This window comes from Rossellomorea sp. GAMAL-10_SWC (genome assembly GCF_049568075.1).
Lineage (GTDB): Bacteria > Bacillota > Bacilli > Bacillales > Bacillaceae_G > Gottfriedia.
In genome coordinates this window covers 3394455-3409159 of record NZ_CP144911.1, presented here as the reverse complement: position 1 = coordinate 3409159, position 14705 = coordinate 3394455, and the positions used below count along the sequence as shown (strand labels likewise).

Annotated in this window: 12 protein-coding genes and 1 riboswitch; of the genes, 10 read left to right on the top strand and 2 right to left on the bottom strand. The window is 33.1% G+C overall.

The features are described 5' to 3' along the window. Window positions 1-423 precede the first annotated feature (423 nt). From V5E38_RS16880 to V5E38_RS16855, 6 genes are all read left to right on the top strand, one after another. A complete protein-coding gene (locus V5E38_RS16880; protein ID WP_499210849.1) occupies window positions 424-1041 on the top strand; it encodes a DUF6944 family repetitive protein in 618 nt (205 codons plus the stop codon). 251 nt (window positions 1042-1292) lie between these two features. Beyond that, a complete protein-coding gene (locus V5E38_RS16875; protein ID WP_499210848.1) occupies window positions 1293-2012 on the top strand; it encodes a sigma-70 family RNA polymerase sigma factor in 720 nt (239 codons plus the stop codon). Between the two features lie 30 nt (window positions 2013-2042). Further along, a complete protein-coding gene (gene clpP, locus V5E38_RS16870; protein WP_331224211.1) occupies window positions 2043-2627 on the top strand; it encodes an ATP-dependent Clp endopeptidase proteolytic subunit ClpP in 585 nt (194 codons plus the stop codon). A gap of 139 nt (window positions 2628-2766) precedes the next feature. Then, the gene (locus V5E38_RS16865) at window positions 2767-3261 is read left to right on the top strand and encodes a quercetin 2,3-dioxygenase (RefSeq protein WP_499210847.1); all 495 of its coding nucleotides are present in this window, start codon (window positions 2767-2769) and stop codon (window positions 3259-3261) included. Window positions 3262-3342: 81 nt separating this feature from the next. Next, window positions 3343-4062: a nucleotidyltransferase domain-containing protein gene (locus tag V5E38_RS16860; protein WP_499210846.1), complete on the top strand. Its 720-nt coding sequence runs from the start codon at window positions 3343-3345 to the stop codon at window positions 4060-4062. 564 nt (window positions 4063-4626) lie between these two features. After that, on the top strand, window positions 4627-8175 hold the full coding sequence (locus tag V5E38_RS16855; protein ID WP_499210845.1) for a S8/S53 family peptidase: 3549 nt from the start codon (window positions 4627-4629) through the stop codon (window positions 8173-8175). A gap of 73 nt (window positions 8176-8248) precedes the next feature. Here the strand turns inward: V5E38_RS16855 and V5E38_RS16850 are convergent, their stop codons facing one another. Further along, window positions 8249-9370 (bottom strand): GerAB/ArcD/ProY family transporter, encoded by a 1122-nt coding sequence (locus V5E38_RS16850; protein WP_499210844.1) that lies wholly within the window; start codon window positions 9368-9370, stop codon window positions 8249-8251. A 175-nt stretch (window positions 9371-9545) separates the two neighbouring features. Here V5E38_RS16850 and V5E38_RS16845 point away from each other — a divergent pair, with 175 nt between their 5' ends. The 4 genes from V5E38_RS16845 (at window position 9546) to V5E38_RS16830 (ending at window position 13878) form a co-directional block, all read left to right on the top strand. Then, on the top strand, window positions 9546-10001 hold the full coding sequence (locus tag V5E38_RS16845; protein ID WP_499210843.1) for a GNAT family N-acetyltransferase: 456 nt from the start codon (window positions 9546-9548) through the stop codon (window positions 9999-10001). Between the two features lie 159 nt (window positions 10002-10160). Further along, complete coding sequence (locus V5E38_RS16840) at window positions 10161-11144, top strand: ketoacyl-ACP synthase III (protein ID WP_499210842.1); 984 nt, start codon at window positions 10161-10163, stop codon at window positions 11142-11144. Window positions 11145-11621: 477 nt separating this feature from the next. Next, window positions 11622-12584, top strand: coding sequence for an NAD(P)H-dependent glycerol-3-phosphate dehydrogenase (locus V5E38_RS16835; protein ID WP_499210841.1), 963 nt, complete (start codon window positions 11622-11624; stop codon window positions 12582-12584). A 166-nt stretch (window positions 12585-12750) separates the two neighbouring features. Further along, window positions 12751-12854, top strand: a riboswitch (purine riboswitch). 136 nt (window positions 12855-12990) lie between these two features. Continuing rightward, on the top strand, window positions 12991-13878 hold the full coding sequence (locus tag V5E38_RS16830) for a 5'-methylthioadenosine/S-adenosylhomocysteine nucleosidase (protein ID WP_499213593.1): 888 nt from the start codon (window positions 12991-12993) through the stop codon (window positions 13876-13878). Between the two features lie 107 nt (window positions 13879-13985). Here V5E38_RS16830 and V5E38_RS16825 read toward each other — a convergent pair whose 3' ends face one another. Beyond that, window positions 13986-14564: a DUF2087 domain-containing protein gene (locus V5E38_RS16825; RefSeq protein ID WP_098565911.1), complete on the bottom strand. Its 579-nt coding sequence runs from the start codon at window positions 14562-14564 to the stop codon at window positions 13986-13988. Between the last annotated feature and the right edge of the window lie 141 nt (window positions 14565-14705).

Here is a 14705-nt window from a genome sequence, read left to right as displayed (position 1 = left end):
CGGTAACGACTATATGTCGTTACCGATTTTTTTGTAAGTTTATTAGTAAGAGAAATAAGTCTAGTAAGAAATTATTAGATTGTTGTAATACTTTTTATTGCAAAGTATTCAGACGGATAAGGTGCAGTTGTAGATACCGGGGTCGACTATAAACACCAGGATTTCACTCTGTCTGATCATGGAAAAGAGAGAAATACAAAGTGACATGTGAAATGGAAGATGAAACAAAATTTATGCAAAAGTACGATATATGACTGTAGTAAAACCGTAATAAACCAAATTATAAGATTTAGCCTCAAACTACTATGATTCTAGTAGGTGTGGGGCTTTTTCTTATGGATCTGTTCCAATAAATAGGCACACAATCATACCTTCAATCATAATACTACGTTAAAGGTTCTTTTTAGCAGGTTGGTGGTTGATATGGGAGGCGAGTCTAAAGCAATAGTAGGATCTGTGATCGTATCAATTGGAACAATAACAGCTGCAATTGGTTCTACACCATCTAACTACATAAAAAGTAGTATTCGTGATGATTTATCTCTAATTGGAAATGTTTTGCAGGCTACAGGAAATGGTATTGATGCTGAAGCAGAGGGAACAGTACTTAGAGCAGTTGGAAAAGAAATTACAGCAAGTGGGAATATTACGATTGTTTCAGGACTGATTTTTGACATTCGAAAGGAAGCTGCTTATAAATTATTCGTTGCAGGTAATTTGTTACAAGCTTTAGGGTTAGGTGTTAATGTTGGAGAAGCGATTGAGCTTGATCCATTCCCTGGTCAATCCGAAAACATTGTAGGAAGCATAACACAAATAATAGGAAACACCTTACAAGCAATAGGGTGGTCAGAAGCATTACATGATCTTATAGAAAATAAAAATAAACAAAAAGAGTTTGGCTTTTATGAGGACTATCTAAAAGAAAATAATGCACAATCGGAATCCGAAACATTGGTAACAACAGGAAGTTGGATTCAAGCAATTGGTTCTGTTATTTCAGTAATTGGAGCAGTGAAAGAAGTAAATGGGGCTAATTAAGTGGTGAGAATAAATATTTGAACCTAAAATTTTAAATACAGACAGAAGCGAGGATAATATGTTCTCGTTTTTTTTGTTGTTAGACAACATATTAGTTATGTTAAAATGCATTAAAATAGAAAATATAATAATAATAGAAGAGTTTTAAGTTAAGTTACATAAATTAAATAAAAAAACTTTTTACCCCCGTATCTTTTTATACTTCTATTCCGTTTATAGGTTAGAGAGTGTTAATAAAGGAGTGAACATAAATGTCTAGTAAGTTTAGTCTTCACAGTATAGAAAAGGAAGAACAGGATGAAGCAACAGATGAATTTTATTGGCAGAAGTACTATCCTAAATTGCAACGCTATTGTCGGTTTCTAGCCCAGAATGAATGGGATGGTGACGATATTGCACAGGAAGCATTTTTTAAAGCAGTAAAATATTATAATAAAGAAAAAATGAATTCGGCTTTATTAAATAAAATAGCTTACAACCATTGGATTGATACTTTACGAAAAAGAAAAGAAGAAACGATCACTCCTGATTTTGAACTTTCTAAATATGTAGCTAGTCATCCGATTGATCATAAAATGAATAGCGTGGAGCTCTTACTTAAACATTTTACTCCAAAACAAGCAATTATCTTTTTTCTAAAAGAAGCATTTCAATATAAATCCAGGGAAATAGCAGACATTTTAGGAACGACTGAAATTGCCATAAAATCTAGCCTGCATCGAGCGAAAAAACGTATAGATAAAACGAACAAAGAGGAAGAATCCCTTTCTGTTGAATATTTTTGGAATGAGGAAGAACGCATGAAGCTTGAAGAAATTTTTCATTTAGCTTTAGAAGTCCAAGACCCTACCGTCTTAATTCAAGCGATCCCATCCTTTGATCGTATTATTGAAAGTCCTAAAATGCTATTTGGTAATTTCCAAGTATCCCGAACTCAAACTCCTTTAAGCACTCTCTGCATGGCTGCATAGCCAATTAACGCTTTTAAGGAGGATTTTTAAATGACAACAGTTCCTTATGTAATTGAACAATCTAATCGTGGTGAACGTTCATATGATATTTATTCCCGTTTGTTAAAAGATCGAATTATTATTATCGGTGATGAAATAAATGATCATGTAGCAAATAGTGTAGTTGCACAATTATTATTTTTAGCTGCAGATGCACCAGATAAAGAAATTTCACTATATATTAATAGCCCTGGTGGGTCGACTTCAGCAGGATTTGCGATTTATGATACGATGCAATATATAAAGCCAGATGTTAGAACAATTTGTACGGGAATGGCAGCGTCCTTTGGTGCAATGCTTTTACTGGCGGGTACAAAAGGGAAACGTTTTGCACTTCCGAATAGTGAAATCATGATCCATCAACCTTTAGGAGGAGCAAGAGGCCAGGCAACAGAAATCGAAATATCCGCTCGCCGAATCTTAAAATTACGAGAGCATATTAATCAGATAATTTCCGAACGAACAGGACAGTCAGTTGAGAAAGTAGCAAAGGATACAGATCGAGATTATTTTATGAGTGCAGAAGAAGCGAAAGAATATGGAATAATTGATGAAATTCTGTATCCTAATAATTAAAAAAACTATCTAATGAAAAAGGTTAGCGGTGCTAGCCTTTTTTTGTGCATTGAGCTAATTTTCTATGAATAGCATTAATTAGTACGCTTAAGTTCAAGCTTTAATAAAATAAAGTCAATATCGGAAGAGGAGGGTAAAAATGACTTTCAAACAAAAGAGTATAGCAGGCTTTATGCACCGAGGAATTACAGAAGAGAATACTTACTTCTTTTTAAATGATTTTACCTCCATCCTAGTAAGTGGGGAAGATACAAACGGAGCATTTTGCGTTTTGCATTGCAACGGTAAAAAAGATGGTGGGCCTCCTCTTCACGTACATGAATTAGAAGATGAAACCTTTTATGTATTAGAAGGTGAAATTAATTTTTTTATTGGCGATCATAAAATCTTGGCAAAGGCTGGAGATTATGTATTTGCTCCTCGTGGAATTCCCCATACATTTAAAGTACGCTCTGAGGAAACACAATTCATTGTTACTGCTTATCCATCAGGTTTTGACCAATTTGTAAAAGAACTATCTGTACCATTTTATAAAGGATTCAAAAAGCCTAAAGAAGGTCCTCCTTCAACTGAAAAACTTCAGAAATTGATCGAGGTGTCAAAAAAATATAAAATTTCTTATCCAAGTTTATAAATAGAATAGAAGACTATGTTCTCCTAGGAATCTTTTGTATTCTTTAATTAAATGGTTTTATTAGGAAAAGAGGATACGATCATGAAGCATATAAATAAGTTAAACCCAATTGAAGCAGCACAACATTTTATTGAAAAGTACTTTCCAAAGTGTGAGGGAGCATTACTAGCAGGCAGCGTAGTCCGCGGCGAAGCAACAGAAACATCTGATCTTGATATAGTTATATTCGATAAAAGCCTTAGCTCTTCATATAGAGAGTCATTAAAAGTATTTGGTTGGGATATAGAAGTTTTTGTTCACAATTTATCATCTTATAAACAATATTTTAAAAGTGATTACGAGAGGGCTAGACCTTCGCTTCCAAGGATGGTTTCTGAGGGAATCATCTTAAAGGATGAAGGAGTAATTATCGATATTAAAAAAGAAGCAAATGATATTTTAGATAAAGGTCCAGAAAAATGGTCAGAGGAAACAATTAAAATAAAGCGATATTTTATTACGGATACACTAAATGATTTTATAGGTTCCTCTAATAGAGCGGAAGAATTATTTATAACAAATACGCTAGCAGAACTAGTAAGTGAATTCGTTTTAAGAACAAATTGTAAATGGATTGGTTCGTCAAAGTGGATCATACGTTCATTAAGACAATACAACGAAGAGTTTGCAAGCACTCTTATAGAAGCTTTTGATTCTTTTTATGTGACTGGTGAAAAGAATAAGATTATCAAATTAGTGAATGATGTTTTGCAACCATATGGAGGACAGCTGTTTGAAGGTTTTTCTTTGGGCAAAATGTAGTTTTGTAATTCAAGCGCATGCATGTTAAGTAATAAGGGTCATATTTATGACTCTTTTTATTTTGGAAAAATTTAAATGCTAATACTTACATTAAACTATTAAACATTTTTAATAAAATAATAGAATTTTTAATAAAACTCATAGTTTTTCGATGTTTTCCTTGTAATATTGTAGGTCATTTATCCTGTTTTTTCGTCATGGTTATCGAATTATTGATAAAAAATTATTTATTTTGTTTTATTTTTCCCAATTATCAGTTTTATTATCTTGGTCAAAATATAAAAAATCCGACATAAAAATATCTTTTTTTCCATAAAATAACATGATTTTTGTATAGTTCTGGCATTTCTATGTATAAATATGATGAAAAATTTTGTAAAAGAACTAAGAAGATTCCCCCAATATACGTTCAATTATGACAGATGTACAATTTAAATGTATTTAATTAACAGCCACGAAAATCAGATGAATAGGAAAACTTAAGTTTCTCATTATATTTAACTATTACTCTATCGATCCAGGTGGATATAAGTAAATACAGAATAAAATTGTAGGAGTGTTGTTATGAAAAACGGAAAATTTAAAGCGTTTAAAGTTATGTCTACAACTGCTTTAGTATCATTACTTTTTACTTCACTAGCTTTTGCGGACAATGATAACGTTACACCTCAAACTGATTCAACTGAATCAACTGATGTAACTTTTGACCAAGGAGCATCTTTATTTGCAAGGAATAATCTAAATTTAACACAAGAAAACTCAATGTATAAAGAAGACAACCAAGAATCTATGAAAACATTTAAACCTGATGAGGAAGTTCATTTAATCGTTCAGGTGGCACAGCCAACGGATAGCGAACAAGCACAAGCAACGCCTGAGGGTAAAAAAGAAATGTTTAAAGAAAAGCAAGACAATGTAATTGATCAAATCTCAAAAGAAAAAAACTCAAAATCAAATGTTGATTTTAAAGTGAAACATCGCTATTTTGAAGGTTTTAACGGATTTAGTGTTGAAACTCAATATAAAAATTTAAAAGATATCCAGTCAATCCCTGGGGTTACCCATGTTTCTGTTGCTAGAACGTTCCACGAAACGATGGCAGCAAGTAAAGAATTAGTACAAGCTCAAAAGGTTTGGGAGCAATACGGTTATAAAGGGGAAGGCTTATTAGTAGGAGTTGTAGATTCTGGTATTGATTGGACTCACAAAGATATGACACTATCAGATGCAGCTAAAGCGAAAGAAAAATGGACAAAGGATAAATTTGACCAGTTTGCAAGAACAACAGATGTAAATGAGACTTGGTATTCAGATAAAGTACCATCTGGATATGACTGGGCAGACAACGATACGAATGTTATTCCTGGACCAAAAGGTAGTTCACATGGTACACACGTTTCAGGAACGATTGGAGCAAATGGTAATGACGCAACTGGCGGAGTAGCTGGTATTGCACCTGGCGTTCAACTATTAGCAGAAAAGGTATTTTCTGATAATGGTAGTGGCGGGGCTATGGAAGATGATATTATCGCAGGAATCGAACACGCAGTTACAATGGGTGCAGATGTAATCAACATGAGCTTAGGTAGTGATGCAGGCTATGTAGACGAAAATTATGATCCAATTCAAAAAGCAATCCGAAATGCGACTGAAAAAGGTACCCTCGTAGTAGTTGCTGCTGGAAATTCAGCATTCAGTTCCGAAGCTTTTCTAACTCCTGCAACAATAAAACCATTTGCGGAAAATCCTGATATTGGAACGGTTGGTTCACCTGGTGTAAGCCCATTTGCTTTATCAGTTGCTTCATATGAAAATTCAAAAATTCATATGAACGCAATTTCAGATGGAAGTATAGCAGTACCTTTCAAAGATCATTCTCAATACGGACAAGCTTTTAATGTATCTAATAATCTATTACCGAATACAAACTACGATTTGGTATATGTTAATGAAGGCAAAAAGGCTACGGATTATCCAAAAGGTAAAACGAATTATATTGCGGTAGTTAAACTTTTAGATTCATATAGTACAGTTTCGTCGATTCAAATTACTGCAAAGTCAGCGGGAGCAAAGGCTATTATTATGATCCCACCTTCAAAATGGCCTGATTATGTAACGCTACCAGTAACTCCATCGGCAACACCGACTGCTTCAACAAGTAAATCGATCGGTCAAGCATTATTAGATAAAATGAGTACTATGCCTAGTGGTCAATATTTAAGTATGAAAAATATCGGCGATTATTGGGTAGACAATCCAGATAAAGATACGATGTCTTATTTCTCATCAATGGGTACAACACCTACTTTAGACTTTAAACCAGAAATGTCGGCTCCGGGCGGAAATATTTATTCAACAATTCCTGGTAACCAATATCAAGTGATGAGTGGTACATCGATGGCGACGCCACATGTTGCAGGTGGTTCAACATTAGTCTTACAATCACTTTATGAAAAAGGATTAAAACACTCAGAAGATACAGTTTTAAAAGCGAAAATTGCATTAATGAATACATCTAAAATCATTATGGATCCTAGAACAAATAGTGAAGTTCCATACTCACCACGTATTCAAGGGTCTGGTTTAATGCAAATTCAAAATGCGATTAATACGCCAGTTATTGTGACAAATCGAAACGCTCCTTTAGAACAAGCTGGTTCAGTAGCATTAAAGGAAATCGGACAAAATACAAGCTTTAAACTAAACGTTGATGCTTTTGATGCACCTAAAGGTAAAAATAATAGCGCTGATATTGAATACAATGTGTATGTTGATTTATTAAAGGATAAGACAGAAACAAAGCAATTTGACTTTGATCATGATGGGCAATTAGATTCAAAAGACTATTTAACTTTATCAAGTGAACAAATTAAGGGCGCAAAAATCACTGTTAATGATAATATTGTAACAGATAAAATAGGGTCTACATTGAAAATCAAACCAGGTCAATCAAAAATGTTAACTGTTAATGTATCATTACCAGATTCATTAAAGAAAAATGGTTTTGTAGAAGGATATGTTCGTCTTGTACCAGTAGCAAAAGACCAAGATAAAGCTGTACCGATCACCGTTCCTTATATGGGCTTTTATGGAAAATGGGATGAGCTACGAAATATCGATGCTCCAGCATGGGAGAAAGATTCTTTTGCAGGTCATACAGCACTTTGGAATGATAATACAGAGGGAGGAGCACCATTAGGATTCAATGGAGCAGGTTTTGATTTAAACCATATTGCTTTCTCGCCAAACAATATAGATAAGGGAATTTTTGGTGGAATGTCCGTTTTACGTAATTTAGAAAAAGCTGAGGTCTCTATTGAAGATTCTACTGGAAAACAACTTAGATATCTAGGTGACTATAGTGAGTATACTGGAACTGGAGAGCCTTGGAAATTTAGAAAAAACATCATGTTTAACGGAGATTATGGATATCAATTATACCAATGGGATATGAAAGACGTATCAGGAAATTTTGTTCCAGATGGTACTTACTATTATGTCATTAAAACAACATTAGCATATCCAAACGCTAGACCACAAACAGTTAAATTGCCAATGATCGTGGATTCAGTTGCACCAAAGATTTCTAATATTAAGGTAACACCAAAAGACGGAAAATATGTCATTACATTTGATGCGACAGATAATGCAACTGACTTTTACGCTACTGATCTTTATGTAAATGGAACATATTATCAACTAAACCCCGGTGTAACAACTCTAACAGTTAATACTGAACCAAAAGGTATGGTATTTAGATCTAGTGATTATGCAGGGAATATGGCTTGGACAAAATGGGGAGATCAAAGTTATAATAAACAAAGTATGGCAATGGTAACTTGGGGTATTACTCCATCAACTGGTGTAAACGAATCTAAGCCTGCAAGAATTTCGCTTTATGGTTATAACAAAGTAAACTGGACGATTAATATTAAAGATGCTAGTGGAAAGCTTGTTGATTCATCCACATTCGAAAATGAGTTTCAATTTAGTACAAAATGGGCACCTGAAAAAGATCTTCCAAATGGCACATATACGGTTACAGTAGATGTTGTTACGAAAGACGGTTTTAAAGTTACAACAACACCTAAAACGATAACGGTTATTCAATAATACTAAATTTCAAAAATAATAAACAAAGGCTCAGTGAAAACTGAAGCCTTTTGTTTTGTCTTTTTAATTTTCATTAATTGTAATTCAAGTCTTCTTTATTACTTTTTAGTTTCCGTTGGATTAGGAGAACTAGTAATAAACTAACCGGAATAATGATTTGAAGTGGGATGTGAAGCAAATAAGGTACTAAATCGATTCCCTCTCTATGATGCTCAAGAAAACTAGAAGCCACCCATAAGGAAGTAACAACAGTAATAATGCCAATAGGATAGACTAGTTGGTCACTTTTCTTTACATTAAATAAATCTGCAGCCCCAGATACCGCACAATAAAAGTAAATTGTAATTTTTACAAAAGCATTGCATACTGAAATTACAACTATGAAAGTATCCAATCTTTGGATGAAATCGGCAATATTAATATAACTAACTGAAGTTAGAAGTGGGTATGTTGTTCTTTCAATAACGGAAGGGCCTAATATGGCAGTATTTAAAACTGCAAATAAGGTTAATATAAGTCCCGAAAATAATAAGGCTGGTATTCCTACTTTTATTGCTAAATCTTGTTTTTTTAAATGTGGCATAATCATTGTACATGTAATGATCTCGCCAAAAGGAATGGTTAAAGAAATTGGGAAAGCTGCTTTGAATACTGGTTTCCATCCGTTTTCTAAAACGGGTCTTAAATTATCCATTTTTATTAATTTTGAAATGATTTCAAATCCTATAAATATTACAGTAAGAAACATTATCATGATAAAAATAAATTCACATGAACGAGCGAATGTTTCTAGTCCTTTAGAAATTGCATACATAATTAATAACATCATAATTAGCCCAATTGAAATTAGAGAAGAAGCATTATAAAGAGTGATTGTTAATAAATCCTCAAAATCACGTAAAGCACGTGCAGCAATATAAAGAAAATATAAGATATAGATTAATGCAAGGATTTTTCCTACATATTTTCCTAAAATAATTTGAATATATTTTGTTAAGGGAAGTTCAGGAAATAATGAATATAACTTAATATACACCGCAAAGAGTAAACAAGCTGAAATGAGTCCGATTAATAAACTAATCCATCCATCTTGTTTAGCTCTAGCAAATATTTCGACTGGCGGAGAAGCACCGACCCCACTAATAAAAAATATACAAAAGAATTGAAAACCACTTATATTTAATTTGCGATTCATTTGAATTCCTTCTTTTTTACTTCAAATTTTTCTTCTAGATAATTAGTTTTTCCATAAAATACTATTTTATTTAAGAGCTAGCAAGTAATTTATTTTGACTTAAAAACTAGTTAGAATTTTGTCAAAATTTAGTATAATAATTGCAATATAAAAAGAGGAATGAGGTGGTCATTACATGGAAATTAAGGTTGATGATTTAACTGGAACTGAAGTTGCTAAGCTAATTAGTGAGCATTTACAAGGTATGACACAGCATTCTCCAATTGAAAGCATACATGCTCTAAACCTTGAAGGATTAAAGAAACCGGAAATTACGTTTTGGAGTATATGGGAACAAAATGTATTAGTTGGATGTGGAGCGCTAAAAGAACTTGACTCATTACATGGGGAAGTAAAATCAATGAGAACTTCTTCAGCTCATTTAAGAAAAGGTGTAGCAAGGCGCATGCTAAAGCACATCATCAAAGAGGCGAAAAATAGAGGCTACAAGAGAATAAGTTTGGAAACAGGTTCAATGGAAGCATTCGATCCAGCAAAAAAACTATATGAACGCTTTGGATTCAAGTATTGTAAGCCTTTTGCTGATTATAAAGATGACCCTAATAGTGTTTTTATGACACTAGAATTGTAATATTTTTTTAGTAAAGTTGCTGTTTTAGCAACTTTATTTAATTTAATCCCCCATAAATTAAAAGAATGAAAAAATTTTAAAATAAAATTAGTACCTAGTATTAATATCTGGTGATATAATATTGGAAAGATATTAAAAAATATGACTGAGGTGACCATAATGCAAAATTCGAAAGCACGTATCACTGCAATAGGTTCATATGTACCAGAAAAAGTATTAACAAATAAGGATTTAGAAAAAATAGTTGAAACTAATGACGAATGGATTGTAAAGCGAACAGGTATAAAAGAGAGAAGAATTGCAAATGGAAATGAATATACAAGCGACTTAAGCTTTAAGGCAATAAAAGACTTGATGGAAAAATACAATAAGTCTGTTGAAGATGTTGATATGATTATCGTTTGTACGTTAACGCCAGACTTCAAAACGCCGAGTGTTGCTTCCATTATCCAAGCAAAGCTAGGCATAAAAAATGCTGGGGCATTTGATTTAAATACTGCTTGCGCAGGTTTTACTTACGGTTTGTATATGGCAAATGGATTAATTACATCAGGATTAAATCGAAAAATTCTAGTAGTTGGGGCAGAAACTTTATCTAAAATAACCGATTATGAAGATCGCACTACTTGCATTTTATTTGGTGATGGCGCTGGTGCAGCTTTAGTGGAGTATGATGAAGAACACCCTAGCTTCATTTCCTCTTATCTTGGATCAGAAGGAGAAAAAGGGAAACATTTATATTGTTCAAATTTATCAAATCAAATGTTCGGTGAAGAAATAATAAATAACAATAATATCATTCAAAATGGACGCGAAGTATACAAATGGGCAGTTACCACAGTACCAAAAGGAATGCAAGCTGTACTAAACAATGGATCCACTTTATTAAATGAAGTCGATTGGTTTGTTCCACATAGTGCAAATTTAAGAATGATTGAATCAATCTGCGAAAGAAGCGAATTTCCAATCGAAAAAACATTATATAGCCTAGTAGATTGCGGAAATACATCATCAGCCACGATCCCATTATCTTTAGTTAAGGGAGTAAAAGAAGGAAAACTTAAATATGGAGACAAGGTTTTACTGTATGGATTTGGTGGTGGATTAACTCATGCAGGATTACTAATTAATTGGACTTTGTAAAATAGCAATAGGTTCCTCATGAGGGGGTAAAAACAGCAAAAAGAAGCAAAATGGTTCCTCATGAGGGGGTTATGAGTAAGTAAAAATTCATAAAGAAGAAAAAGGTTCCTCATGAGAGGTTCATGAGGAAGTAAAAAGGCAAAAAGAAGAAAAAGGTTCCTCATGAGAGGTTCATGAGGAAGTAAAACAGCAAAAAGAAGAAATAAGGTTCCTCATGAGGGGTTCATGAGGAAGTAAAACAGCAAGATGAAGAAAGTTAGTTCCTCATGAGAGGTTCATGAGGAAGTAAAAAGGCAAAAAGAAGAGAAAAGGTTCCTCATAAAAGGCTGTAGTAACAACCGAGTTATTAAGAGACCAATTGACAAACTAATTTTTCAACAATCTGAAGAAGTCTAATAGTTAACTAATTAGACTTCTTGTTTGTTTTTTTGTTTAGTCCAGTTACTCGATAATAAATTTTGGAAGGAAGAGCAATGTATGAATGTATCTGTTTTAGGCTGCGGTAGATGGGGAACTTTTTTAGCTTGGTACGCTAATCGAGTTGGCCACGATGTATTTTTATGGGGAAGAGAAAGCTCAAGAAATTTCATAGGCTTAAATCAGACAAGAAAAAATGACTATTTAAGCCTACCAGATGAAATTGAGTTAACGAGCTCTTTAGAAGGTGCATTATCATTTGCAGAAGTCATTATTATATCAATTAGTGCCCAAGAGCTAAGAACATTTGCAAACCGCTTAAGTCAATATAATGGAATACAAGGTAAAACTTTTATCCTCTGTATGAAGGGCATAGAATCTACTACTGGAAAAAGGCTTACACAAGTCTTTTATGAAGAGGTTGGGAAATATAGCAATGTAGCGGTTTGGGTAGGACCTGGCCATGTACAGGATTTTGTAAGAAATATACCAAATTGCATGGTTATTGGTTCGGAGAATATTGAAGTAACAAAGCAGATTGCTAAAGCCTTTAACAGCGAGTTAATACGACTTTATTACGGACAAGATTTAATTGGTAATGAAATTGGAGCTGCAACAAAAAATGTCATGGGAATAGCTGCAGGAATGCTGGATGGATTGAAATATAGTAGTTTAAAAGGCTCACTGATGGCCAGAGGCACAAGAGAAATTTCTCGTTTAATAAGAGCAATGGGTGGAAATGATTTAACAATTTACGGTTTAAGTCATTTAGGAGACTACGAGGCAACACTCTTTTCAATGCATAGTCATAATAGAAAGTATGGACAGGCATTTGTTGAAGAAAAACCTTTTGATAAATTAGCAGAAGGGGTTTCTACAATTAAGGCTTTAAAGGAACTTTCTGATCAGTATGATGTTGAACTACCGATTTGTAACGCATTGTTTGAAATTATTTATGAACATAAAAATGCGAAAGACACTTTAGAGGAATTATTTTTAAGACCAATAAAATTCGAATTCTAAAAATTGAAATTTTATTTCAGTTTTTTTAGAAAAAGATAACGAAAACATTGTTTTACACAAGTTGAATCTAATATATTCTGTAAAATACGAACATTATTATACATTTCTTTAAAAAAGTTCATGTTTTGTATTGAAAATATATTTCGAGTTTGATATATTAGCAGTGTAATCATTCATAAACATTACTCGTATATGCTCAGTAATATGGTCTGAGCGTTTCTACCTGGTTCCCAATGAAAGAACTAGACTACGGGTTAAAGTATACTTGGTTTCGTTTTTTGTAACCAATAATGATGATTGGCATTTATTGCTGATCGATACTTTAACTTTCGTAGGTCTAGAAGGTAGAGATTGTTCTACTTTTTCTAGACCATTTTTTTTGACTAAAACATCGAGTGTGATCATCATCAAGGGGGAAAAGACATTGTTAAAAAAATACGGTTTATTAGGTATCATTTCGGCATTATTAATCTCAATATCTGTAGGTTATAACTTTAAATCGAACACTGCAGAAGCAAAAACTAAACATCTAAAACCAATTATTATTGAGGGGCCAATGCCAATTGAGGCTGAAAAGTTTGCAAGTCAGCTAAAAAATGTAAAAATTGAAAAATCAGGTAGTTTCGTATTTTACAAAGGTACTTTAGATAATTATCCAGTTATTGTAGCAAAAACAGGTAAAGGTATGGAAAACACTGCTGCTGCTACAGCGATTGCAATTGAAAAATATAAACCGATCGCAATTATTAACCAAGGGACATCTGGTGGTCATGATCCAAATTTAAATGTTTTTGATATCGTATTAGGTAAAAATACAACTAATATTGGTTCTTTAAAAACAGAAACGAAGGACGAAAACCAAGGAATTGATGCAACTCAATGGAAACCAATGGACTTAATGGCTTCAGAAGGTAGTGCAGGTGAAGATCCAAATGCTGAAAAACCACGTTTTTACGAAGGTAATAAAGATTTATTAGCAGCTGCAAATGCTGTGAAAAACAAATACACTAAAGGTAAGGTTGTAGAAGGTACAATCGGATCTGCAGACGTTTGGAACAATGAAGTTGATCGCATTAAATGGTTCCATACTAAATACGGAACTTCAGTAGAAGAAATGGAAGGTGCAGCTGCAGCTCAAATCTCTCAAGCATATAATGTAGCTTTCTTAGGAATTCGCGTATTATCAAACAATAAAACAAATGGCGGTAAATATGATCCAACTACAGCTGATGCTTGTCAGGGGTATGTTATGGAAGTAGTTAAGAAATATATTTCTACAAATCCAAGTAAATAATTAGTTAGAAAAAGAGATATTTTAAAGTATCTCTTTTTCTTTTTTTAGATTCTGTCAATAGATTTTATTTTACTTAAATGCTAGTTTTTCTCTTCTTTTTTACCCAATTATTTTAACCACCATAATTCAACTGGATTTAATTCATACTGATTATTTTCGCGATACATGTATTGACACATAATGAGCTCTCGTCTCAAAGTAGCGTAATCTTCATGAAATTCCTTCAAATATTCATTGATTTCTTTTTCTTGATAAACTCTACCAAATTCTAAGCCTTTAATCATATGCTCTAAAACTACAAGCTTTTTCTTTCGCTGAGCAGGATAAATTTTAAGTTTGCCTTCCTTAGTAAAGAAATTATTGATAATGCTTGAACGTTCACTATCAGTAACTGACATTTCCATATTGGAATCTCCTCCTGTTCCCACTGTAAAAATTGCTTTTGCATTCATTTCTAAAATTTTTGTATTTAGAGAGAAATAGATTGTATTTTTATCTCGGCGCTCTTTAATCAGACCAACCTCTCTAAGCTTTGACATATGATGGGTAATTGTTGGGGGTTTAAGACTTAATTTACTGGCAATTTCTTGTCCACTTAAATGACCTTGCTGAAGTAAAGCAATAATGCGTACACGAGTAAGATCACCTAAAGCTTTATGAAAATCTACAATTTTACTTAATTGCACTTAATATACACCTACTTTTATGCCTATCTAATTAGATGATAGTCTAATTGCAACTTCTTTTCAATAAGTAGTATTCACAATACGTAAATTTAGTTATTTTTTACTAAATTAGATACGAAATTTTGTTGGACTATATGTGAA